Genomic DNA, 22,906 nt, shown 5'->3' on the forward strand with positions numbered 1-22,906 from the left:
CTGACGTCGAACCAACAAGCAACGTTTCAGCATCGATCGCGGAGTATCCCGTTGAGCACTTCGTTTGCCGGGCGCGTTCCAGCCACGCACTCCGAACTCATCGGACGGGAACACGACATCGCCGAGGTTGCCGCGCTTGTCGCAGCGCCAGGCAGACACCTCGTCACACTCACGGGTCCAGGTGGTGTTGGCAAGACGCGCCTTGGGATCGCCGTCGCAACCATGTTGGAAAACCGGTTCACCGACGGAGTGCGATTTCTCGACCTCACGGCGATCACCGATCCTGAGCAGGTCATTCCTGCGGTGCTGAACATGCTCGGTCTGCGAGAGGAGGCGGTTCCCTCCGCTCAACTGGCGCGCGCGCTGGAGCGTCGTTCGCTGCTCCTGATTCTCGACAATTTCGAGCAAGTGCTCGAAGCCGGGCCCGATCTCAATCATGCCTTGGCGCACGCGCAAGCGGTCCGCACGATTGTCACCAGCCGCGCGCCACTCAATGTCAGCGGTGAACGCGTCTACGAGGTAACGCCGTTGGCAGTGCCCTCGCTGCCGAGCGCGGACTTCGGCTCATCTTGCGACCTCGAGTCGCTGGCCTCCGCATCGGCCGTCGAGTTGTTTGCCGCCCGGGCACGTGCCGTTCGGCCCTCGTTCGCGCTGACATCAGCAACCATCGAGCCGACCGCGCAGATCTGTCGATTGCTCGACGGCTTGCCGCTCGCCATCGAGCTGACAGCGGCACGGTGTCGCGTTCTCTCCCCGGAAGCCATCCTGCAGCGATTGCAGGCCTCGATGGCGCTGCTGCGAAACGGCCCGCGAGATGCAGCTCCCCGCCACCAGTCTCTGGAACAAACAATCGCCTGGAGCTACGAGTTGCTCCGCCCCAGTGAGGCTTTGCTGCTGGATCGGCTGTCGGTCTTTTCCGGATCGTTTGCACTCGACGCAGCAGAGAGCGTGGCGGCCGACGGCCCGATAGATTTTCAACCATCGGCATATTTTTCCCTCGCAGCTCCGCTCGAGGACGACCGCACCCCCTTGCTGGCGTCCGAAGTCCTGCCGACGCTGGAGCAGCTCGTCGAGCAAAGCCTTGTGCAGCGGGTCGAGAGCGCCGCAGAAAGCCCTCGTTTTCGGCTCTTCGAAACCGTCCGCCAGTTCGCCGAGGCACGGCTGATCGAGCGGGGTGAACGCGAGCAAACCGCGATGCGGCATGCGCTGTACTTCCGTGCGATGACCGAGGCAACCTGGGGCGCGACGGGCGCGCCACTCGCGGATAGTGGCTGGTTCATGCACCTTGCGCCCGATCGGGAGAATTTCCGCGCGGCGCTCGACTATACCCAGCAGCACGATCCTGCAGAAGGCGCGTCCTTTGCTGCCGGACTGTTCTGGTTCTTCTACAACCAGCTTGCATGGAAAGAAGGGGCACGAGCGATCGAGCGCACGGAGGGTCGATATGCCCCAGAGCAGTTGCCGTTCGCGGCCCGTTGCCGGATCGAGTGCGCTCGCGGGTCCCTGCTCGCGCTCTTCGCGGAAACGCGCGACGACGCGCTTCACCGGCTCGATACCCTGGGAGCATCGGCAGAACCCGCCAACCCACAATGGGCCATTGGTTACGCCATCGCAGTCAGCGGCATCGTGGCCGAGCGCGCCGGGGATCATGATCGCACTCTCGATGCGTTGCGGAACGCGAGAACCGTGCTGGGGAACCTCGATTCCGGGTGGACGGGCGCGAACCTCCGGTATCACGAGGCGCTCGCCTACTTCGGTTTGGGAGCGTTCGAGCGGGCGCGGATGCTCGCCACATCTGTGCTGGAAACGGACCCGGACATCGCCGGTCTGAACATTGCCTACGCGCATCATGCGATGGGGCTCATCGCCATTGCCGAGCGGCGACCCGCCACAGCCGCGCGCCACATTGCCGCTGGCCTCGATTTCATGACCCAATGCGGCATCGAGTTCACCTGGACGGATGAAGTCGATGCGATTGCGGCGATCGCTGCGCAAACAGGAGATCTGCCACTCGCGGCAACGGTGTTCGGGATCGCAGATCGGTTGCACCAGCAGGCGGGCAGCCCGGTTTCGCTACCGGAACGGACAATCTACGCCGCTCAGCGAGATGCCACCCTGCGGCTGCTCGGCGCCGACGACTTCCAGCGCTATCGAGATGAAGGCACAGCGCTCTCGCGCGAAGCTGCGTTCATGCAAATGCATGCGGCGCTCTCCCGCGCGCAACAGGCTGGCGACAGGATCGTGACATTTGAACAGCAGGACGATCGGTATGGCTTGACGCCGAATGAGCGAGCGACCATGCGCTTGATCGCGCTCGGCCATACCGACCGGGAGATCGCGGCGATGCTCGACATCTCGCATGCGACCGCTCGTGCCAGAGTTCGCAGCATTCTCCAGAAGCTGGACGTACCGTCTCGTTCTGCCGCCACCACGGTCGTCTTGCGGGAAGGATTGATCACGGTTACCGAAACTGACCAAGGGCCGCCAGTCCCGTGATCAGAGCAAGCACCAACGCGGTTCCCGCCATCAAGAGCACAACGGTGCGCCGTCCCGGATCGACCTGATCGCGCGCGTCGTAGGCAAGGAAGGCAGTGAGGACCAACCCAACCGTCAACACGAGCAAGGCAAAACCAAACCCGTAGATGAGAGCGATGAACGGAGCGGCCACCATCGCGACGATGAAGGCGCATCCGACGATCCGTTGCCGATCGAGTTCGCGAATCGGTTTCATAGCGGGTAGGATACGAAGATCGACCCCATACGCGGAGTGTCCCGGTGTTCTGCACGCGCTGCGCCACCTTCAATCCACCAGATACCGCGCGGTGCGCCAGCTGCGGCACACGGCTGCAATGGCCCACCACCGAGCCTTCGCATCGCCGGGGAGCCGGCGCCCGCGGTTGGTTTCTGTTGCTGCCGTTCATGCTGGCGCTGGGTGTGATGGCGGTCGTCGGCTGGCGTACGTGGGAGGTGCGGCAATCGCAATCCGCCGCATATGACCGCGCGATGGCGGCGCTGGAGTTGGGGAATCTACCGGTTGCGATCGCCCAGTTCGGAGAAGCAGGCGGGTATCGCGACGCGCCCGAGCAACGCATCACCACCCAACAGCTTCTGGCGCCATACCAGGCCGCCTACCTCGACGCGCGCGCCGCGCTCGACCATGGCGACAATGGGCGAGCGGTACAGCTGTTGCGGTCGGTTGTGGCCGCCATGCCGGACAACACCGAAGCTGCCACCCTCCTGGCATCCGCCGAGCAGCAGTTCCAGACCGATCTGCAACGGGAAATCACTATCGCAACCACCAACCGCTCCTGGCTCGAGGCCGAGCGAGCGATGCTCGAGCTTGCCGCATTCACCGGTGAACCGCCGGATCCGGACGCGCTCACCGAACTCCGGCTGACGCATACACCGGTGCTCTTCGCTCGGAACGGGGCGCTCTATCGGGTCAGCCCGGACAGCGGCGACGAGGAGCTGGTGTTCGACGGCGTGCCGGTCGCGGCTCCAGTTTGGAGTCCGGACCGAAGCCGAATCGCATTCTTTTCGTCACTGCCCGGGGCGGAACGGTACGCGGCGTTGTTCGTCATCGATCCAGATGGAACGAACCTGCAGCTGGTGGATGACACAGCGGTCGCGTCACTTCCCGCCTGGAGTCCGGATGGCACTCGGCTCGCATTCGTCACAGCGGCTGACGAGTCTGGGAACCCGGCGGTCTTGCGCATCTTCGATTTCGTTGCCGACACCGCACGGGACGTGCCACTCCCGGAGGGAGCAATTGGCATGACGTCGCCAAGCTGGTCGGGCGATGGGACAAGGCTGGCGGCGATCGAGCTCCATCCCCGCGGCGCGAACATCGTCACCGGAATCGATGTCGATTCGCTGGAAGCCACTCCGTTGCTCGCATCGACACCGCCACACGCACGGGCGGTCAGTTGGTCGTCGAACGCGGACGTCCTCTTGCTCTGGAGCACAACTGCCGACTCGGATTGGTATGCGGTGCGAGATAGCGCCATTGCACTGATCGACCTGGCGACCGGCACAGTGACGCCCGTGACCTCGCAGACGCAGGCCCCCTCTCGACCGGTTTGGTCACCAGACGGTGTGCATTTTGCCTATCTCGAACGTGGGCGCACATTGCATATCCGGTTGCGCACTGGCATCGGCGAACGCGCGATCGAGCTGCCCAACAAGGGTCATGGCCGCATTAGCTGGGCCCCCGGCGGTGAGGGGATCATCGTTCCCGCGCTCGACCTGACCAAGCCGTCGATGATCGTTCCGGTCGGCGAACGGCTAGGACCGGTTCGGCTATTGGCGCTTCATTTCGAGGATGGTTGGCCTGCCACCGATTTTCAATGGGCGCCCTATACCGTTCCTGACCCTGCCCTGTACGATCCGCTTCCCGCTACGCCAGTTCCCTAACGCAACGGCTGGAAAAGCTCGATTGGGTTGCCGGATGGGTCCTCCACCAGCACCTGCCTCCCGCCCGGACCGGAGACGATGTCGCTGCGCAAGCGGGCTCCAGTCGCACGCAACGCTTCGACCGTCGTAGCGATGTCGTCCACCTCGATGACGATCCGGTTCCACCCGCCGGGCGCCGGTCGAGCGCCTTCCGGCATTGGACGCGCGGCCGAGCTTTGCGGACCAGCCAGCCAGAGCACAGCATCGCCCCGGCGCACGATGGCCATTGCCGATCCGAACTGCTCTTCCAGCTCGAACTCGAGCATGGTGGTGTAGAACGTCACGGCGGCATCGACATCCGAGACGATATAGCGGAATGACATCATGCTGAAGACCTCGCTCGTTTCGCCGTGCCTGATCGATCGGTGGCACATTGTAGTCAACCCCGAGACGCTGAGGTGGCGATCGGTTGGACAGGTCGACATGCTAGATTCCAACCAACGAGGAAGGGATAGGGAATGTCCATTCGACAACCGGCGGAGTGGAACGCCTCCGTCTATCACCAGGTTTCCAACCCGCATGTCGGCTGGGGACGCACGGTGCTCAGCGATCTCACGCTACGGGGCGATGAGACGGCGATCGACGCGGGATGCGGGTCGGGACGCTTGACGGCCGAGCTGCTCGAGCTCCTCCCCGACGGGCATGTGATCGCCATCGACCGTTCGGCGAACATGGTGGCCGAAGCGCGCGCGAACCTGGCGCGGTTCGGGAACCGGGTCACGATCGTGCAGGCGGACGTTGGAAGGTTGTCGCTCGCAGATGTGGGCGATGCACCGGTCGATCTCATCTTCTCGACAGCAACGTTTCACTGGATCCGTGATCACGACGCGCTCTTCCGCGGTTTGCTCAGCGTGCTGAAGCCTGGTGGACTGCTTTCCGCGCAATGCGGAGGCGGCCCGAATCTGGCATCGTTGCTCCAGCGCGTCGAGCGCCAGATGCGCTCGTCCGAGTTCGGCCAATATTTCGACGGCTGGAATGGTCCCTGGGAGTTCGCGGACGATGTCACGACCGCGAGCCGCCTGCGAGACTCCGGTTTCACGAACATCACTACCTGGCTCTACGAGTCCCCTACCCCGATGGACGATGCCAGCGCGTACGGAACCTTTCTCACCAATGTCATCCTGGGCGAACATCTGACTCGCATACCCGAAGATCTGCGTGAACGGTTCGTTGCGCAGCTTGTCGAGGGCGCGGCGGCGGAAGATCCGCCCTACGTCTTCGACTACTGGCGGCTCAACATGCGCGCCAATCGTCCGCTCGATTCCTAGGCACGGAGAGACCCACTATGCCCACCCTCGAGGTCGATACCATCGTCATTGGCGGAGGATTGCTGGGCTGGAGCGCGGCCTATCCCCTGGTCAAAGCCGGACAGCGGGTTGCCCTGATCGACCGAATGGACGAGGGTCACGCCACCCAGGCGGGCGCTGGGATCATCGCGCCGGGAATGAACGTGCGCGATTCAGAAACCGGCTACGAGTTGCGCAAGGCAGCCATTGCCTATTACGCCGAGCTGGTCGATTCACTCACGGCTGATGGCGAACCAGATACGGGTTACGAGCGCGTGGGCGCGCTCTTCGTCGCACGCAGCGAAGCCGAAGCGGAGACACTTCCTGCCCTGGCAAGCGACATGATCCGCAGGCGCGAGGATGGGCTTGGCAATGTCGGTGAGGTGACGCTCCTCGATCCAGAGGCGGCGCGCGCGCTCTTCCCTCCCCTGGGCGGCATTCTTGGCGCGGTGCATGCGTCAGACGCCTCACGGGTCAATGGGCGCATTCTGCGCGATGCGATTCGCTCGGCATGTCAGCGCAATGGGTGCGAACTGATCGTGGGAGAGGCAGAACTGGTTTCCGCCAGCGATACGCTGGTGGAAGTGAAAGTCGGTTCCACGCTGGTGGAAGGGACCAGCCTGATCATCGCGGCCGGAGCCTGGTCATGCTATCTGGCCGAGAAGCTCGGGTTCGCGCTCCCGGTTTTTCCACAGCGCGGGCAAATCGTGCATCTGGACATGCCGGACGCCTATACCGGGGATTGGCCGATCATCCTCGGATATCACGACCAGTACATCCTCACCTTCCGGCCCAACCGGGTGGTCTGCGGAGCGACCCGTGAAAGCGACTCCGGTTATGAAGTGCGCTTGACGGCCGCGGGTGTGAAATCAGTATTGGACGAGGGACTGGCGGTCGCGCCCGGACTGGGAATCGCCACCATTGCCGAAATCAGGATCGGTCTTCGCCCGTTCAGTCCCGATCGGTTGCCCGTCCTCGGACCGGCTCCCGACCATCCGAACATCTTCCTCTGCACCGGTCATGGACCGTCGGGTCTTCAGCTTGGCCCGTACTCGGGGCGGCTGGTCGCCGGACTGGTGCTCGGCGAGCAGCCCGCCATCGACATCACCCCGTTTCTGGTCGACCGATTTCAGGTCCAGGCGACAGTCGTCAATGGCTGACCGCGACCGAAATCCCGGTTACTGAATCACCGGCGCCTGTTGCCCGTTGCCTCGCTTACCAGTTCTGATAGGAGCCGTCTCGACGCCGCCAGCGGGGAGCGTCCCAGAACTCGAACGCGCGCTCGGCGGCGACCTCGTGATCGAACGTGACGCCGAGACCGGGCGCGGTGGGTACAGGGAACCGCGGTCCGTCGATCTTCGGCATCTCCGGGAAAAGGTCTCGATCGTAGTCGTCCGCCAACCGGTGCTGATACTCGAGATACGAGAAATTCGAGGTCGCCAATCCGAAATGGATCGACGCAGCAGTGGTGATTGGGCCGAGCGGATTGTGCGGCATGACATCCATGTAGTGATGCTCGGCCATAGCGGCCACTTTGCGCGCGGCGGTTATTCCGCCGACATTGGAAACATCGACCCGCACGAAGTTCGTGATGCCATCCTCGATCCACGGAACGAACGCGAACGGACTTGCGAACTCCTCCCCGATCGCGAACGGAACCGACGTCATGGTCCGTAGCTGCTGGTAGGCACGCGGATTCTCAGAACGCAATGGCTCTTCCACGAAGTAGAGATGCAGATCCTCGATTCGCTGGCAAAACAACGCCGATTCGGCAACATTCAGTCGGTGATGGAAGTCGATCGCGAGATTGAGCCCGGTACCGGCCTCCTTGCGAATTTCGCGCAGCCAATGCGCGGCGAGATCGATGGCTTCCAGCGGCTCGAACACTTCCGTTTTGGACGCATCGTCCTTCAGTGTCGACTTCATCACCGGCACGAAGCGCTGGACGTTCCAACCTTCGGCGTGCATCTGTTTCGCCTTCTCCACGATCTCCGGGCCATCGAGCGCGCCGGGAGTGGCGAAGAGCGGCAGATAGTCACGGCAGGCGCCCCCAAGCAACTGGTAAACGGGAACGCCCAGCCGCTTGCCCTGAATGTCCCAAAGCGCGATATCGATCGCGCTCAGGGCAGCTGTGAGGATGTTGCCCCCTTCGAAATACGCCGTGCGATAGCAGGTTTGCCAGAGGTGCTCGATGCGGCCCGGGTCTTCGCCGATCAACCAGCGGGAAAGGTGCTCCACCATACCGGCCATGCCTTTTTCGCGGCCGGACATGCCACCCTCGCCAACACCGGAGATCCCCTCATCGGTGTCGATCTTGACGACGAACTGATTGCGAAATCCAACCTTGACCGGATACGACGTTACTGCCGTGATCTTCATCGAGCCCCTCTCGCCAGTGCCCTACCCTCGCTCGAGCGACCAGATCGTCCAGTCGCTGTAGAGCGTGTCCACGCCTTCCTGCGCATTTTCAGGGAAGGTGCCGCTCGCCAGCCAGAGGTCACCCGCATTCGGTTCCGATGGAATCACGAACGCATCGATGAACTCGCCATTGATCGAGAGATAGCCCGTGCCATCGAGCACCGCGAGGCCGATATCGTTGCCGCGCGCCTCACCCAGATTGAGGTTGTCGACCGTGCCGGTCAGGATCGGGCGGGCAGTGCCGATGGCAAGCGACCATGTGCCGTCCGACGAGATGACCAGCCGCATCTGGTTGTCTCCACCGGTGTGCCAGAAGCCGATCACGATATCCCACGGGTGGTCCGGATCTTCGGCGTTGGCCGGATTCGAGAAGCGAACCGTCGAATAGAAGTTCGAGGTGATCACCCCGGCGCTGGCGATATCGAGCGAGCCAATTGCTTGCGTCAGCGTCCCGGAGTCCGGTCCGGAAAGCGGATCTTGTCCCCCGGTGGACTCCACGATCTCGTCGAACGTTGTCGCTTCATCGGCAGTGGATTCCACGGTCGCTTCCTCTGCGACCGGAGACTCCTCGACGACGTCGGTTTCCTCTGGCACCGGCGACGCGGTGGCAGTGGGCGCCATTTCTGGTTGGGTGGGCTCCCCTGCGGCATCGCCAAGCGCCCACACCGTCGCGTCAGTGACATCCAACACGGTGACATCCCCGGAGGCCGTGCCGATCACCGACAGGCGGCCAGCATCCGGCCAGAGTGAAAGATCGAGCTGCGACGCGAATTCGCCGTTGACCGTGAGATAACCCGTTTCTCCAGCGGCGATCAGCTCGATGGTGTTTGTCGAACCCGGATCGGTGTTCAGGTTCTCGACCAGCCCGGCCGCGCGCACCTGCTCGGTGCCATGTGTGAGCAACCAGGCGCCATCGGACGAGATCAGCAGGATGCCACCCAACCCGTCGATCTGCCGGAAGGCATAGCCCGCCGCCCAATCGCCTTCGGGCACCGTGAACGACGATGCAGCCACGAAATCGAGCACGTCCTCGCTCGCCGTCAGGTCGGTCGTTCCGCTTTCCGGTCCATAGATCGGATCATTGGCGCTTGCCTGGCCGCGCAACTGGTCGGCGGCAGCGGCAAGTCCCGTGCGGTCAAAAATAGCCGCCTGCGAAGCAGGCGCTTCGGTCGGCTCGGCGGTCGGTTCCTGCGTTGGCGCTTCGGTCGGAGCTTCGGTCGGCGCCTCGGTTGGCTCCTCCGTGGCTTCCTCGCTGGCTTCGGCGGTGGCATCGGCCGAGGGCTCTTCGGTGGGCTCCTCGACCGGTTCTGGCGTCGCCTCTGGCGTGACCGAGATATCGCTCTCCGGAACCGAAACAATCAGATTCTCGAAGTCCGCGGAGACTGGCCCAGCGCTGAGCTGATAGACCCCGGCGCCAAACGCGAAGCTCCCCTGATCGTAGGTCGCATCGGTGACAGAGACGATTTCTTGCCCGTCCATGCGGCCGGTCAATTGATCGCCATTGCAGCTGAACTCGATGCGGAACGGACCTGCGCTGGGATCGCCTTCGAGCCCGACATTCGCAATGCGCGTGTTCCCGTCCGGGCTCAACAACCAGACGGCCGCGACTTGCGCCAGCGGGCGAATCTCCAGTTTGTAGCCAGTCTCGTCGCGCACGCGACAAGCGAGGAAGAGATAGTGCCCGTTGGAATCCTCAGAACCGGTCAGCGACGCATCGATGGCAATCGTTCCATTGGAAAACTCACCCGGCACTGGCACGGTGAGATCGCCGGCAAAGTCATCGGCGAACGCATCGATCTCGTATCCGCCATCGTCATAATCGAACCGAAGATCCGGATCGTCCGAACCCTCTTGCAACACCCCGGCAGAGGGATCGTCGAAGTTGTCCTCGATGACAACAACCTCTCCCTCGGGCTGGGCAAACGCAACGGCGGGAAGCGCCGGGACCAGCATGATCGCGGCGACCAACAGCCGAATCAGCAATCTCGTTGGCATGAAAAACGCTCCTTACGGCGAGAACGTCGCGGGGAGCCGCGGGGACTCCCAGTCACTACTGACCTTAGCCTGCGGCGCGTTCCTGAGCAAGAGCTGGGAGAAAGGTTGGGGTCCGCCGGGATTGCGGTCCGGATTTCTGAGGCCGGAGTCCGGAGAACGATTGGCTGCGGTTCGGCAAGGTGTTGGCTGGACACCGGGCACTCGACACTGGACACTGATATTCATGACCGAATCGTCTCTCCTCTCTTCCATCATCCATGGCGCTATCGAGGCTTCGCCGAATGGCGCAATCACGCTCGCCCAGTACATGTCGCTGGCGCTGTATCACCCGGAATACGGGTACTACCAACGAGAGCGGTTGGCTCCGGGCCGCACGGGAGACTTCCTGACGTCTCCGGAAGCTTCTCCCTATTTCGGGTTGACGGTGGCCCGGCAACTCATCGAGGTGTGGGACCGGCTCGGGCAACCGAAGACCTGGGAGATCCGCGAGTACGGCGCCGGCACTGGCGTGCTTGCCTACGACATTCTGGCCGGGATTGCGCATGACGCGCCCGAAGCCATGGACGGACTGGGCTATCGGTTGGTGGAGTCGAATCCTTTTCGCCGCGCCGAAGCGATGGCGGCGATGACCGACGCTGGACTGGGCGATCGTGTCTCGATCTCTGAGCCGGACGATCCGTTGCCGTCGTTCACCGGTGTGTTGCTCGGCAACGAAGTGGCCGACGCGTTTCCCGCGCACCGGTTGGTGGTCAGGGACGGCGAGTTGCAAGAGTGTTTCGTGACACAGACCGGCAACGGTTTCGACTGGGTCGAAGGATCGCGTTCGGAGAGCGTCGCGAGCTTGCCCGAGGTCGAGGCGCTCGCTGGCACGTTGCCAAATGGATCGATCCTGGAAGTCAGTCCCGCCGCGATGATGTGGTTCGAGCGGGCGGCAACCCTGCTCGAACGTGGGTTGGCGCTCATCATCGACTACGGGTACAAAGCGGAAACCCTTTATGCGGCGCACCGGTTGGACGGGACGCTGCGTTCCTATCGCGGACAGCAGGTAAGCGACGATCCCTTCCGCTCTCCCGGGGAGGTCGACCTCACCACCCATGTCGATTTTTCTGCGCTGGAACGCGCGGGAATGCGCGCCGGTTTGGAGCCGGCTGGGTTCACGAACCAGGGAGACTTTCTGTCGCATCTGGGAATGGGGATGTTCCTCGTCGATCTCCAACACGAACCTGGCGTCACCACCGAAGACTATCTCTCGGCCAAGGCGGCGATCTTTCGCTTGATCGAACCAGGTGGACTGGGACGATTCGGAGTGATGGGGATGACGCGCGGTCTCGATCTCGACCCGCCGTTGACCGGGTTTCGACAGTAAACTGGCCACCTGAGATTCGATCCAGACGGAGCAGGCATGAGCGAGCAGGGTGGAACGGTACTGATCCTTACCGGCGAGGCAATGTGGCCCGACCGAGTCAATGCCCGCTGGCCAGGGGTCCAGTTCAAAGCACGGGCACGATTCGATGCCGGGGACGCCTCCCGGCCAGAAGCCTTTGCGACCCTCGATTCACCAGCAATTTGGGGAGTGCTCGTCGCAGCGCCGCTCGAGGCACGCTACGGCGAGTCGATCGCGACCATCACCGATCAGGGTGAAACGGTCATGGCCCAGTTCGACGCCGGCGAGCTCCTGGCGGGCGATCCGGAAGGTGTGGTGGCAGCCGCCAAATACTGGGAGCTCCCCTGGCGCTATGTTGGGGCGTTGCGGGACGCGGCCGCAGCAACCGGAATCGAGATTTTGGACGAGGATCCGCGTGACGACGCGGTGGTCGCCTCGGGTGAGGACGAGTAGTTCGCAAACGGGCCAGTACAATTCGCTCACGTCCGGTGCATTACCGGCGCCTGGAGCCTGGTGTTCATGCCTCGTCGTGCATTTCCAACAATGTTGCTTGTCGCCCTGTTGAGCGCGCTGCTGGCCGGTGGGCACGCCATGCCGGCAACGGCCCAGGATGGAGAGGGAACTCCGCCCGTCGAAGAACAGGCGCCACTGACTGGATGGTTGCAGGTCTCGGCGCTGAGCTGCACCGGTGGAGGCGACCCCGGCGTCGTTTCGATCCTGCTGGCGGCGGAATATGTGCCATCCGGCGAGTGCATCGACGGGTATCAGGCGCTGCTGATCGACGGCATCGACTACGGGCCGGCGGCGCCCTATCTCGAGCTTCAGCTCGACGCGGGCATTCACAATCTCTACGATCCGGTTTCCGGCGCCTCACGAGATGTCGAAGTCTTTGCGGATGGCGCGACGCAGGTCATCGTCATCGCGTTCTCCGCCGCCGAGCCAACAGTCGAACCAACCGTCGAGCCCGCCGCGGACGCAATCACCAGCGGGTTGACGGTCGTGGCGCACTCTTGCAAGCCAGACATCCAGTACGTCGACCAACTTTGGGCGCTGGGCAACGTCACCGACCGCATGAACGCCTGCCCGGCAATGACGCTGCCCGGGTTCCCTTCTCCTGGCGGAACCGTGAACGGCGGCGAGCAGTATTTCGACTTCACGCTCACTCCTGCAGTTGGGGATGCGCAGTCTCTGACTGGAAACGGTTCATTTGTATCCGACGCGTTCTGCGAAAGCACGGTCGGCCCGCTCGACAACGACCCGACGAACGATCGCTGCGTCAGCACGTCCGGCTTTGCCTTCCAATTGCCCGAAGGGCCGATCGCGCTCGATCTGACATCGGTTCCCGATTTGATGAGCTATGTGGCGGCTGAGACAGGAAGCGAAGCGGACGCTGGCATCATCACTGCCTCCGACCCCTCGAGCTGGCATCTGAGCCTCGATACCAGCCTGCGCGGGACCGAACAGCCAGTCGTCCATCTCTACTACCTGAATCCACCCCGCGTGAACGTGGTCATGCATCTCTGTGGCGCCGAAATCGGCTCGAGTGACGGTCTGAACGCGCTCGGGAGCCTGGCGGCGCAACTCCTGACGTGCCCTGCGGTGGCGCGCGCGGAGGATGGGGGCAGCGCCGACTTCAGCGTGACCGTCGCCGATGGCAATTGGGGCGCGCGCGATCTCTACGGGGCTTGGCTCGAATGGACGGCAACCTGCGAATCGGATATTGGCGATTGGGACGGTGATGGCGGCAACAACGCCTGTGTCGATGCCCCCACCTACCGATTCGACCAAACCGCGCTCGGATATGTCGCTGTCACGCTGAACTGGGTGCCCGCTGGCTACACCTTCGGCGGGGCGAACAGTCAGGAAGGTGGTGTCATCTCTGCCATCGACCTGGCGACGGCCACGGTTTCGCTCGACACGACCTACGATGGCGATGTGACGGTCCACCTCTTTGCAATTCCCCAGGCGCCGGAGCCGACGTCGACCTCGACCTCGATTTCGACCTCGACAGCGGTCCCGACCAATACCGCCTCGCCCACGCGCACCACTACCCCTGTTCCGCCCTCAGCCACGGCGACACGCACCGCGACGACGCCGGCCTCGACCAGCACACCGACCCGGACGCATACCGCAACGGCCACGACTGGACCCAGCACATCTACCGCAACATCGGTCCCGCCGAGCGCAACCGCCACGGAACAGTCGGGATCGACCACCGGAAGTGGCACGTTGACTGTTGTGGCGCTCTACTGCCTGACCTCCAGCGGAACATCGGTGGTCGCACTCGCGCCGGGGGCGTCGGCCACGGCATCCGATCTGGGCGGTTCGAGTTGCTTTGCCGGTGACGCGTCCGTGCAAATCACCTATGCCAGTGGCGAATCGGTGCCCGCCTTCAAGCTCGGCCGGGACGGCGTCGAATCGATTCAGAACATTCCGGCCGCGTCGGGCTCACTGCACACGTTGACCGAGCAACTGACTGGCCAGGGCGCCGCCTTTGCGATCGAACCGAATACCGTCACACGCGTGATTGTGAAATACGGCGCCGGCACCTCCATGGTCGAGGAAGGGGTGACATCGACTTCGGGAGGTCCGAACGGAAGCGGCTCGGGCGGCACAGGAACGGGCGGGACCGGATCGACGACCGGCGACCTCGTCACCGACGAGCTCATCGGCGACGAGGGAGGATTCTTTGGCAGCTCCTACTCCGCGGTGTCGTACACATCGCTCGTCGTCGAGGATGTCGATGCCAAGGCGGTGGCCAGTGTGACCGACGCCAAGAGTCTCCCGGGCGTCGGCGTCTGGCCCGGAGCATCGATGCGCCAATACCTGGTGCTGCTTGCGGCGCTCGGGGTCATCCTGTCTGCTCTGGCGGTAACCGCGCGTCGCACGTCTGGCACGTCACACGAGCGCTGACCAACCTCGCTTCCACGACTCGGCATTCATCTTGACCCGGAACGTGGCGGCCTGTGTGCCGCCACGTTCAGAGCGGCCGTCCTACGGGATCTGATCGACCTGCTGGCGACGGCGCGAGCGGAAGAGCGCGTTGTGGACCGCCTGCTTGCGCGTTGGTTCGGAAAGAGGAGCCGCGGCATCGAAAGCTGCATAGTCCCGCGCCTCATCGCGCAGGCGGAGTACTTCCTCGGTTGCCGGCGCGCTCATGAGCCGGGAAAAGGCGTCTTGCAACAGCTCGCGGGACTCGGCGTAGTGGCCGGACCGGTCGAGTTCCATCGCGCGACGCTGGTCGCGCGCGGATCGCAACACCGCGCTCTGTGCAACGACTTCATCGGCAACTGGCATTGCGCTCCAGACCCGATCGTCGACCACCGTCAGCGACGAGACAGCGCCAACGTCTGTGCGCCGTTGATGCCGGGACGCATCGGTCCAGCGCACCGACAGCTCGAACGGCAGCCGCGTGTCGAGGCGTAGATCGCCTCCAGTCACCTCGAACATGAGCACCACTTCGTCATTCGCAGAGAGGTCATCGACCGCGATGTCGAAGCGATGGCCGTTTCGCTCGACCGGGAAGGGGCTCAAGAGCTCGCCATGCGTCCCCTCAGGGAGCTGGAGCCGCAGATTGATGCGAGTGGCGGTGATTGCGGTCAACCGGTCGAGCTCGCGCTCGAAGGTGCGCGCAAGCTGGGACGCCGATTCGACGTACGCGAAGTTGCCGCCGCCCGCTTCGGACATGGCCGAAAGGAGCCCTTCGTCGAAGTTGTGTCCCATGCCGAGCGCGGTGGTCGTGATACCGCGTTTGCGAAGCTCGGAGGCATGCCGGACGAACGCGGAAACGGAGGTCTCCCCCTGATTCGCCAGTCCATCGGTCAGCACGATAGCGCGGCGCACGCGATCGGGCGCGTTCGCCGATTCGTACCGGGCAAGCTCGCGGCACCCCATGAGCCAGCCACCGCAAAGATCGGTCGAGCCGCGTGCCGTCACGCGGCCAAGCGATTGCCGCAAGTTGTTGCGCTGCCGTGCGTCCACATCGCCAAGCCGGTGCAGGAGATCGATGTGATCGTCGAACACCACCAGTGCGGCGCGATCGCGCTGATCGAGCATCCCGACGGCCTGGCTGACCGCTTGTTTGGCGAGCTCGATCGGTCGTCCCGCCATCGATCCAGAACGGTCGATGACGAACGCAAGATCGATCGGCGGCCGCAAAGCCCCTGAACGCGCTGCTCCTGGCGCAACGATGCGGATCATCAGGGTCGCGGTTCCATCACACGCGGTGAGCGCCGGGCGATCCCAGCATGTCTCGATTTGAAGAGTCGATTCGGTCACTGTCACCTCCTGTTCGAATGCGGGGATGGGCAAGCCTGGCCGGGCGCATGGATGACACCGGGCGAATGGGACGGTTCCCGCGGATTGTTGGTCGATAGTTCGTTTCCCGGCGGCCGGGGAGATGCTCTCGGTTTGCTCGATCGCAAACGGTGAATCTGCTAGTCGACGACTTTCCTGGCCCAGTCGACGAGCCAGTCGACTTGTTCCCTGCGCCGATCGTAGAGGTCGTCCCGCACGAGCAGTTCGACTCCGTCGGCAATGTCGATCTTGCGCCAGCGCGCGGCATCCACGCGCCGCGTTGCGTGATCCTCGCGAATGGCTCCGCGCCTGAAACTCGCGCGAGACTGACCCCGCTCCAGCGCGGCGTCGATGTACGAAAGCGCGTCGTAGGACGCTGCCGGTTCCTCGAAGGCGAACGCTGCGGCCGCAGGCGACGCGTCCGCCGCTTCGTGCAGAGCAGCGCCCTCCTCGGCAGCGATCATCCGCTCGATCTCCGCGTCGTCGAGTCCGGAAAGCGCCTTCCGGATCTCCTTTAGCGGCAGGTAGCGGTCTTTCAGCAGCCCGATGGCGCGCAACCGGTTCAGATGCGATTGGGTGTAGTGGCTCTGCGGCCCGGCCCCAACTGGAGCGGGCAGCAGCCCTTCGCCAATGTAGTAACGAATGGTCCGGATCGAGACACCTGCCGAAGTGGCCAGCTCCTGCAAGGTGTATTGGCGCTCGCCGGTATCCATTCCTGCCACGCAGACCTTTCTCGCAGTACGAATTATAACAGTGCGACGTACCACTGTCAAGATAGCTTCGCTGGTTCATGTGAGCGCAGCTTCGCCGACCCGGTTCGAAGCTCCACTGCGATGATCGGTGCTTCGATCCGCGTGTCTCGCACGTGTTTCCCGGTGCTACACTCGGCTCCCATCTGGCACCCTTTGCTCGCCGAATGGAAGGAACTCATCCGCGTGACTGAACGAGCAGCGAAGCTCCCCCTGGACGGAATCCGCGTCGTCGATTTGACCCGCGTCATGACCGGTCCATATTGCACCATGATGTTGGGCGATATGGGCGCCGATGTGATCAAGGTGGAGATGCCCGGCACAGGGGACGATACGCGCGCCTGGGGTCCGCCATTCATCGATGGCGAAGCCGGTTACTTCCTATCGGTCAATCGCAACAAGCGCTCGGTTACGCTCGATCTCAAGTCGGATCTTGGCAAGGAAGCGCTTTGGCGGCTGATCGATTCGTCCGATGTGCTGGTGGAGAACTTCTCTCCCGGCACCATCGCGCGGCTTGGCTTTGGCCATGACGCGGTGCACGCGCGCAATCCGCGCCTGGTCTTCGCATCCATTTCTGGATTCGGCCAGGAGGGACCTTCGGCGAACCGCACGGCCTACGATCTGATCGTGCAGGGCATGGGCGGCATGATGAGCATCACCGGCGAGAAAGGGGGCCGGCCAACGAAGACCGGTCCCCCGATTGCCGACATCACCGCGGGCATGTTCGCGGCCTACGCGATCGCAGCAGCGCTCTATGGGCGCGAGCAGAGCGGAGAAGGCACCTCCATCGATGTCTCGATGCTGGGCGGTCAGGTGGCGTTGCTCACCTACCACGCCACCGGCTATTTCCTGACCGGCAAGGTTCCCACCGCCCAGGGCAACGCGCACGCGATCATCGTTCCATACGACACCTTCGCCACCAGCGACGGGTTCGTCAACATCGCCGTTGGCAACGACCGGCTCTGGCAAAAGTTCTGCGATGCGCTGGGACTTGCCGACGCAGCGGCGAATCCAGACTTTGCCACCAATGCCGACCGGAATGCCAACAAGGACGCCGTCTACGCGGTGCTGGATGACGCGCTGGGACGTCGATCGACCGCTGAGGTGGTTGGTCTGCTCGACAAGGCAGGCGTGCCGTGTGGACCGATCTACGAGGTCGATCAGGTCTTTGCCGATCCCCAGGCGGAATTCGCCGGGATGCGCCGCACCATGGACCACAGCAAAGTCGGCGGGGTCGACATCCCCGGGTTTCCATACAAGGTGGGCGGGCAACAACTCCCGGTGCGGCATGCGGCGCCCATGCTCGGCGAGCAGAATCAGGAGATTCTGGGCGAGCTCGGGTTCACCGAGGATGAGATTGCCGCCATGACCGGATCATAGCCAGGCATGGCGGTTTTCACCCCGACCGATCTGCGGCCACTCTTTCCGCGCGAGCGCGCGGCTTTGCTGGATCTGCTGCGCTCGCTCAGCCCGGACGAATGGCAACTGCCGACGGTCTGCGCAGGATGGTCGATTCACGACGTGGCGCTGCATCTGCTCAATGGAGACATGCGTTTCATCGCCGGTCGCCGCGATGGCTATCAGTCGCCGCATGGTCCACGCGTGCAACCGCCCTATGGCCGTGCGGAAGTGACCGCGCTGGTCGATCGGCTCAACAACGCGTGGGTCGACGGGGCGCGCTGGATGAGTCCGCGCCAGCTCATCGATCAACTCGAACGGAGCGGCGCTGAATACTCCGCAACGATGGCCGCGCTCGATATGGATGCGTCCGGGATTCCCGTCGACTGGATCCAGCCCGGCCCTGCGCCGATCTGGATGGATGTCGCGCGCGAGTTCACCGAACGCTGGATCCACCAACAGCAGATTCGCGACGCCGCCGGACGCCCCCTCCTGAACGACCGATGGGCGCTTTATCCCGTCTTCGACACCTTCATGCTGGCATTGCCCAATGCGCTGCGAGAGGTCGATGCCCCAGTCGGCGCGCATGCCCGCCTCACCATCCGGGGCGAAGCGGGCTGCACCTGGATCGTACGCAAGGGGGATGGCGGCTGGGAGTTCGACAGCGATCGTGGGGCCGAACCGTTTGCCACCGTGTCGCTCGATGAAGACACCGCATGGCGGCTCTACACCAAAGGGATTGCGCGGGAGGACGCGCTGCCACGCATCGAGCGCTCAGGCGATCCCTCCACGATCGAGGCGATGGTGAGCATGGTGACCGTCCTTGCGTGACGCCGAGTCGGCTACAGCGGGCGATCGCAATACTTCGGCAACACCTCCCAATCGATGTCGATGCCCAGTCCCGGTTTTTCGGGAATCGGCAGATACCCTTCGGCATCGAGTCGCCAGGGTGTGGTGATGATTGCGTCGATGTACGGTGAGCCCTGCAAGTACTCGACCCGGTCGGTGCCGGGGATGGCAGAGGCGAGCTGGAGATCGGCCGCCAACCCAACCGCGGTGTTCCAGCCATGCGGGATCATCTTGACGCCGAACTCCTCTGCGTACCAGGCGATACGGCGCTCTTCGCTGATCCCGCCAACCTTGCAGACATCCGGCTGCACGATATCGAACGCGCCTGCTGAAAGCCAGGGAACGAACGTCTGCCGCCGTGTCAGCACCTCGCCTCCGCTGATGGGAACGGCGGAGTGGCGACGCAACGCCACGAAATCCTCCAGCGCATCGGGACGAAGCGCCTCCTCGAACCAGACGACGTCGTAGTCGGCCAGCATTTTTGAGGTGCGAAGCGCCCACGCATAGCCGTTTGGCCAGAAGGCGTCGCTGGCGCCGGCATCCACCATGAGATCGACATCCGGCCCAAGCGCTTCCCGGGCAGCGCGCACGATCTCTTCGTCGAGCGCATGGCTCACGCGACCGAACGGACCCCAGCCCATCTTGACCGCCTTGTACCCTTCGTCCCGCAAGCGGCTCATCAGTTCGCGCAGCGGCGCCGGATGATCCATGAGCACCGACGCGTACGGTTTTACCCGATCGCGGTGGCGCCCTCCAAGCAAGCGCCCCACGGGTTGGCCCGTGGCTTTCCCGAAGATGTCCCAGAGCGCGATATCGATGGCGCTGATGGCATGGGTCAGGGAACCGCCACGCCCGAGCCAGAACGTGTTCTGGTGCAGTTTCTCACTCACCCGTTCTGGCTCGATCGCCGATTCGCCCCGCCACAACGGTTCCATGACCTGAATGGCGGCACGCACCAGGTCGGCATTGGTAAACGCCCCGCCGACGCCATCGATCCCCTCGTCAGTGCGCACCACGATCAGGGTATGCACCGAATCTTCCGGCTTCAGCTCGTTGCTCCAGCCACCCTCCGGGGTGGCTCCGATCAGACCAAGAACGTCGATTTCGCGAATGCGCATGCACACATCTCCTTCGCACGGAACAGTACCGGAAAACCCCGGATTTCCGTGGTGCGCTGGGGGAAGGCGGCCGCGTACGGTTGGCATCGTTCGATGCGCGGATGCCGCATCGTGGATAAGCAGGGGCGCCGGCCGGGACTAAGAAGCACCTGGCTGGATCTGCCTTAATCGATGAAAGGGTGTTCCAGCAATGAAACGGGTACTTTCGCTCCTCGGGGCGCTGCTTCTTGGCCTGATCGCGTTCGGTCCAGGACTGCGTTTGGCCTCCGCGCAGATCGAGCAGGTTCAGCCTGCATTCTCGAACACCGAGATCGGCGCCTACGGTCTCCCCACCCTGGAAGCGTCCGGCAGCTTCGAAGGCTTCACCTTCTCTGCGACCGAAGCCGATGCCGGGAAGCTGCACGTCATCCTCAGCAGTGAGGAAGGCGTGGCCGTCTATCTCGACTTCATGCAGGTCCCGGCCGGTCTCGACGAGGCCACGGCAACCGAACAAGCCCTCCTGATGGCGCGGGACGACGTGCCGAGCGAGGGATGGGTCTATGGCGGCGGCTCGTACGCCTTCGGCGGAGAGTCGGTCGAGTTCATCGTCGACCTGACACCCGGTGAGTGGCAACTTGCCGCGTCGTATATGCCGGATTCGGCCGATGCCGGCGCGGAAGAGGTGATGACCCTCACACCGTTTACCGTGCACGAGGCGACTTCTGCAGCAGCGACCGACATCCCGGTCGATGTCACACTCGAACTGCAGGATGTGGCGTTCGGCATGTCGTCCGAAACCGTCGCAACCGGGCCCCAGATCTGGCACGTGACCAACAGCGGTGAGCAACCGCGGCAGATGGTGCTCTTCAAGACACCGCGCGCGTTCACGCCGGACGACTTTGCGGCCTTCTTCGCGGACATGCAGTCCGGCACGCCGTCACCTGACTTCTTGTCGATGGTCTGGGTCGGATACACCGCGGTGGCTTCACCGGGATATGGGACCTACCTCGAGCTCGATCTGGAGCCAGGGACCTACACCGCAACCAGCTGGGTGATCGACCCGGAAACCCAGATGCCCGCACTTCTCCTGGGCATGGTTGCGAGCTTTACCGTCGAATAACTTCTTCCCCCACTCCTCTGCCGTCGCGCGGGTTCGGTTCGTCCGATCCCGCGCGCGGTCATTCCTGACCTTCCGGCGGATCGGGATCCTGGAATCTCGCCAGACCGACATCGCGGAAAAACCGCGCCTGGAGCTGGGTGCGGGACGACAGATTGAGGGCACGATAGATCTGCCGCAGGTGCCATTCGACCGTGTGCTCGCTCAGGAAAAGCCGCTCGGCAGTCTCGCGGTTGCTGGCGCCACTGATGATCTGGAGCGCAATCTGGTTCTGCTGGGGAGTCAACCCCCAGTGTTCGGGCGGCTCCAGCGCGGCCTCTGGACGCTCGGGCATGACGACAATGGCGGTCGCGCCGTCCCCTCCTTCCGACGCTTCGATCGTCACGGGTCCGATCGCAGACATGGTCCGCACACGCAGCGCCGGACCTTGCTGCTCGGCCAGTCCCTTGGTGGCCGACCAGAGCGCGGTCGGGAGCAGTTCATCCAGCTCCCTCGATCCGAGATGGCGCAACCACTCGCGGCCAGCGGGAGTCGCAAAGGAAATGGAATGGTCTGATGTCAGAAAGATGATGCCGCTGGCCGGCGATTCGCTCGCTGCGGCGAATGCCTGCTCTCGAGCGAAGGCGGATCCGAGCGCTTGCCCAATCACCGGCGACGCCGCCTGCATCAGCGAGACATCCTTCGGACGAAAGGAGCGATTGGGATCGCGTCGATACGCCTGCAGCACGGCAAGCTGCCGGCCACCCGATTCGAACGCTGCATGGAGCGTGCCACCGACCGGGCTCTCTGACTCGAAGTAGTACGTCCAGTGATATCGGGGATCGACCCCTTCCAGCATGGCCGCGGGATACCCCCACGAGTGTTCCTGCCGCGGTTGGTAGGCCGCCGCTTTCAGGCGCGCCCGCAAGATTTCCGGCAAGCGAAGATAGGGCAGCGTTCGCTCATCGAGGTAGACCTCCTCCAGCCATTCCCGCCGAGCGGCGCGGTCGTTGTCACTGGCCGAGAGCAGCCGATTGATGAGCAGGGTGCCGGAGTCGACCCCGAACAGCCGGTAGCCGTCCCAACCGATTGCGTCTTTCAGCGGAATCAGCACCTCGCGCGCGAGACGTTCGGGCATGAGCGGCCGCGCGGCGATGGCGCGCACCGCAGCGAGCGCCTGCAGATGGTCCTTGCTGAGTCGTGGCATACGGAGATAGGGTCCAGGTCGGCCGCGAGCGGGCGGGAATGCAATCGGTCGATGGTGGCATCGGCGCCAACCTGATCAGCATACCGCGAGAAGCCCGTCCAACCCGGTGAAATGTGGCGTTTGCTAGACTTGCAACCCGAAGAACTTGATCCTGCACGAGAGGATAGCTGGGCATGGCGTTTTGGAAGGGAGCGGTGATCGGCATAGCCGCCGGCGCGGCCTATGGCATCTGGACCGCTCCGCGTTCGGGCAAGGCAACCCGCGCGCGCATCGAGGAAGCAGTCGAGGATTCGCTCTTTCGCCTGACGGGCATGGAAGTTTGGCGCCCCGAACAAGAGCGGCCGTTGCCACCTGAGTGGTATGCAACGGTGGGCAACCCGGCAGACTGGAACGGCGAGGCTGGATCATGATCGGCAAGACGCGCGTTGGACTGAAGTACTTCTTCTGGGGAATGGTGATTGGCATTCTCTTCGCGCCAGGTAGCGGCAAGGAAACCCGGGCGAAACTCCTCGGACCGATCAAGGATATGGTTTTTTCCATCGTCGGCAGCATCTGGAAAGCCGCGGACAGCCGACAATCCTGAGCCATTCGCCTACAGTCGACATTCGCCAGACCGAGCCCGGCGCCGCAAGATACTCCCGCGCCAGCAACCCACAACCGCCCGCTGACTACTGACTAC

At 63.6% G+C, this 22,906-nt stretch carries 20 protein-coding genes; 12 read left to right on the plus strand and 8 right to left on the minus strand.

The features are described from left to right. The first annotated feature begins 51 nt into the window (after window positions 1-51). A complete protein-coding gene (locus tag R2855_09620) occupies window positions 52-2,496 on the plus strand; it encodes a LuxR C-terminal-related transcriptional regulator (protein MEZ4531277.1) in 2,445 nt (814 codons plus the stop codon). On the opposite strand, the gene R2855_09625 is transcribed toward R2855_09620, so the two are convergent. Next, window positions 2,462-2,731, minus strand: a complete 270-nt coding sequence (locus R2855_09625) for a hypothetical protein (protein ID MEZ4531278.1) — start codon at window positions 2,729-2,731, stop codon at window positions 2,462-2,464. The two genes, R2855_09620 and R2855_09625, sit on opposite strands and share 35 nt — an antisense overlap. Before the next feature lie 44 nt (window positions 2,732-2,775). Between R2855_09625 and R2855_09630 the strand changes: the two genes are divergently transcribed. Beyond that, window positions 2,776-4,413 (plus strand): hypothetical protein, encoded by a 1,638-nt coding sequence (locus R2855_09630; GenBank protein MEZ4531279.1) that lies wholly within the window; start codon window positions 2,776-2,778, stop codon window positions 4,411-4,413. On the opposite strand, the gene R2855_09635 is transcribed toward R2855_09630, so the two are convergent. Continuing rightward, window positions 4,410-4,778: a VOC family protein gene (locus tag R2855_09635; GenBank protein MEZ4531280.1), complete on the minus strand. Its 369-nt coding sequence runs from the start codon at window positions 4,776-4,778 to the stop codon at window positions 4,410-4,412. The two genes, R2855_09630 and R2855_09635, sit on opposite strands and share 4 nt — an antisense overlap. A gap of 132 nt (window positions 4,779-4,910) precedes the next feature. Here R2855_09635 and R2855_09640 point away from each other — a divergent pair, with 132 nt between their 5' ends. Together R2855_09640 and R2855_09645 are read left to right on the plus strand one after the other, a co-directional pair. Continuing rightward, window positions 4,911-5,720 (plus strand): methyltransferase domain-containing protein, encoded by an 810-nt coding sequence (locus R2855_09640; GenBank protein ID MEZ4531281.1) that lies wholly within the window; start codon window positions 4,911-4,913, stop codon window positions 5,718-5,720. A 17-nt stretch (window positions 5,721-5,737) separates the two neighbouring features. Next, a complete protein-coding gene (locus R2855_09645; protein MEZ4531282.1) occupies window positions 5,738-6,898 on the plus strand; it encodes an FAD-dependent oxidoreductase in 1,161 nt (386 codons plus the stop codon). A 55-nt stretch (window positions 6,899-6,953) separates the two neighbouring features. On the opposite strand, the gene R2855_09650 is transcribed toward R2855_09645, so the two are convergent. Then, window positions 6,954-8,117, minus strand: a complete 1,164-nt coding sequence (locus tag R2855_09650) for a mandelate racemase/muconate lactonizing enzyme family protein (protein ID MEZ4531283.1) — start codon at window positions 8,115-8,117, stop codon at window positions 6,954-6,956. Between the two features lie 21 nt (window positions 8,118-8,138). Continuing rightward, the gene (locus tag R2855_09655) at window positions 8,139-10,151 is read right to left on the minus strand and encodes a PT domain-containing protein (protein ID MEZ4531284.1); all 2,013 of its coding nucleotides are present in this window, start codon (window positions 10,149-10,151) and stop codon (window positions 8,139-8,141) included. Between the two features lie 223 nt (window positions 10,152-10,374). Here R2855_09655 and R2855_09660 point away from each other — a divergent pair, with 223 nt between their 5' ends. From R2855_09660 to R2855_09670, 3 genes are all read left to right on the plus strand, one after another. After that, window positions 10,375-11,517 carry an SAM-dependent methyltransferase gene (locus R2855_09660; GenBank protein MEZ4531285.1) on the plus strand — a complete coding sequence of 381 codons (1,143 nt, stop codon included), beginning with the start codon at window positions 10,375-10,377 and terminating at the stop codon, window positions 11,515-11,517. 36 nt (window positions 11,518-11,553) lie between these two features. After that, window positions 11,554-11,988, plus strand: coding sequence for a hypothetical protein (locus tag R2855_09665; protein MEZ4531286.1), 435 nt, complete (start codon window positions 11,554-11,556; stop codon window positions 11,986-11,988). 66 nt (window positions 11,989-12,054) lie between these two features. Continuing rightward, a complete protein-coding gene (locus R2855_09670; GenBank protein ID MEZ4531287.1) occupies window positions 12,055-14,448 on the plus strand; it encodes a hypothetical protein in 2,394 nt (797 codons plus the stop codon). Window positions 14,449-14,529: 81 nt separating this feature from the next. Here the strand turns inward: R2855_09670 and R2855_09675 are convergent, their stop codons facing one another. Continuing rightward, a complete protein-coding gene (locus tag R2855_09675; protein MEZ4531288.1) occupies window positions 14,530-15,813 on the minus strand; it encodes a VWA domain-containing protein in 1,284 nt (427 codons plus the stop codon). A gap of 158 nt (window positions 15,814-15,971) precedes the next feature. Beyond that, window positions 15,972-16,544: a MerR family transcriptional regulator gene (locus R2855_09680; protein ID MEZ4531289.1), complete on the minus strand. Its 573-nt coding sequence runs from the start codon at window positions 16,542-16,544 to the stop codon at window positions 15,972-15,974. A 222-nt stretch (window positions 16,545-16,766) separates the two neighbouring features. On the opposite strand from R2855_09680, the gene R2855_09685 reads away from it, so the two are divergent. Beyond that, a complete protein-coding gene (locus R2855_09685) occupies window positions 16,767-17,960 on the plus strand; it encodes a CoA transferase (protein MEZ4531290.1) in 1,194 nt (397 codons plus the stop codon). A 6-nt stretch (window positions 17,961-17,966) separates the two neighbouring features. Further along, window positions 17,967-18,809, plus strand: a complete 843-nt coding sequence (locus tag R2855_09690) for a maleylpyruvate isomerase family mycothiol-dependent enzyme (GenBank protein MEZ4531291.1) — start codon at window positions 17,967-17,969, stop codon at window positions 18,807-18,809. Window positions 18,810-18,820: 11 nt separating this feature from the next. Here R2855_09690 and R2855_09695 read toward each other — a convergent pair whose 3' ends face one another. After that, window positions 18,821-19,945, minus strand: a complete 1,125-nt coding sequence (locus tag R2855_09695) for a mandelate racemase/muconate lactonizing enzyme family protein (GenBank protein MEZ4531292.1) — start codon at window positions 19,943-19,945, stop codon at window positions 18,821-18,823. A gap of 190 nt (window positions 19,946-20,135) precedes the next feature. Here R2855_09695 and R2855_09700 point away from each other — a divergent pair, with 190 nt between their 5' ends. Further along, on the plus strand, window positions 20,136-21,044 hold the full coding sequence (locus R2855_09700; protein MEZ4531293.1) for a hypothetical protein: 909 nt from the start codon (window positions 20,136-20,138) through the stop codon (window positions 21,042-21,044). Between the two features lie 58 nt (window positions 21,045-21,102). Here R2855_09700 and R2855_09705 read toward each other — a convergent pair whose 3' ends face one another. Further along, window positions 21,103-22,227 carry a LuxR C-terminal-related transcriptional regulator gene (locus tag R2855_09705; GenBank protein MEZ4531294.1) on the minus strand — a complete coding sequence of 375 codons (1,125 nt, stop codon included), beginning with the start codon at window positions 22,225-22,227 and terminating at the stop codon, window positions 21,103-21,105. A gap of 173 nt (window positions 22,228-22,400) precedes the next feature. Between R2855_09705 and R2855_09710 the strand changes: the two genes are divergently transcribed. Together R2855_09710 and R2855_09715 are read left to right on the plus strand one after the other, a co-directional pair. Beyond that, window positions 22,401-22,637 (plus strand): YtxH domain-containing protein, encoded by a 237-nt coding sequence (locus tag R2855_09710; protein MEZ4531295.1) that lies wholly within the window; start codon window positions 22,401-22,403, stop codon window positions 22,635-22,637. Beyond that, entirely contained in the window at window positions 22,634-22,810 is a 177-nt protein-coding gene (locus tag R2855_09715; protein ID MEZ4531296.1) for a YtxH domain-containing protein, read from the plus strand. Before R2855_09710 ends, R2855_09715 begins: the two co-directional genes overlap by 4 nt. Window positions 22,811-22,906: the final 96 nt, after the last annotated feature.

The organism is Thermomicrobiales bacterium (assembly GCA_041390825.1).
In the GTDB taxonomy this organism is placed as follows: domain Bacteria; phylum Chloroflexota; class Chloroflexia; order Thermomicrobiales; family UBA6265; genus JAMLHN01.

What these genes read in the sequence shown, in the direction of transcription:
- R2855_09660 (MEZ4531285.1), top strand. Translation starts at nt 10,375, where the DNA reads ATGACCGAATCGTCTCTCCTCTCTTCCATCATCCATGGCGCTATCGAG.
- R2855_09700 (MEZ4531293.1), top strand. Translation starts at nt 20,136, where the DNA reads ATGAAACGGGTACTTTCGCTCCTCGGGGCGCTGCTTCTTGGCCTGATC.
- R2855_09625 (MEZ4531278.1), bottom strand. Translation starts at nt 2,731, where the DNA reads ATGAAACCGATTCGCGAACTCGATCGGCAACGGATCGTCGGATGCGCC.
- R2855_09680 (MEZ4531289.1), bottom strand. Translation starts at nt 16,544, where the DNA reads ATGGATACCGGCGAGCGCCAATACACCTTGCAGGAGCTGGCCACTTCG.
- R2855_09695 (MEZ4531292.1), bottom strand. Translation starts at nt 19,945, where the DNA reads ATGCGCATTCGCGAAATCGACGTTCTTGGTCTGATCGGAGCCACCCCG.
- R2855_09710 (MEZ4531295.1), top strand. Translation starts at nt 22,401, where the DNA reads ATGGCGTTTTGGAAGGGAGCGGTGATCGGCATAGCCGCCGGCGCGGCC.
- R2855_09705 (MEZ4531294.1), bottom strand. Translation starts at nt 22,227, where the DNA reads ATGCCACGACTCAGCAAGGACCATCTGCAGGCGCTCGCTGCGGTGCGC.
- R2855_09715 (MEZ4531296.1), top strand. Translation starts at nt 22,634, where the DNA reads ATGATCGGCAAGACGCGCGTTGGACTGAAGTACTTCTTCTGGGGAATG.
- R2855_09635 (MEZ4531280.1), bottom strand. Translation starts at nt 4,778, where the DNA reads ATGATGTCATTCCGCTATATCGTCTCGGATGTCGATGCCGCCGTGACG.
- R2855_09690 (MEZ4531291.1), top strand. Translation starts at nt 17,967, where the DNA reads ATGGCGGTTTTCACCCCGACCGATCTGCGGCCACTCTTTCCGCGCGAG.
- R2855_09670 (MEZ4531287.1), top strand. Translation starts at nt 12,055, where the DNA reads ATGCCTCGTCGTGCATTTCCAACAATGTTGCTTGTCGCCCTGTTGAGC.
- R2855_09665 (MEZ4531286.1), top strand. Translation starts at nt 11,554, where the DNA reads ATGAGCGAGCAGGGTGGAACGGTACTGATCCTTACCGGCGAGGCAATG.
- R2855_09650 (MEZ4531283.1), bottom strand. Translation starts at nt 8,117, where the DNA reads ATGAAGATCACGGCAGTAACGTCGTATCCGGTCAAGGTTGGATTTCGC.
- R2855_09640 (MEZ4531281.1), top strand. Translation starts at nt 4,911, where the DNA reads ATGTCCATTCGACAACCGGCGGAGTGGAACGCCTCCGTCTATCACCAG.
- R2855_09655 (MEZ4531284.1), bottom strand. Translation starts at nt 10,151, where the DNA reads ATGCCAACGAGATTGCTGATTCGGCTGTTGGTCGCCGCGATCATGCTG.
- R2855_09645 (MEZ4531282.1), top strand. Translation starts at nt 5,738, where the DNA reads ATGCCCACCCTCGAGGTCGATACCATCGTCATTGGCGGAGGATTGCTG.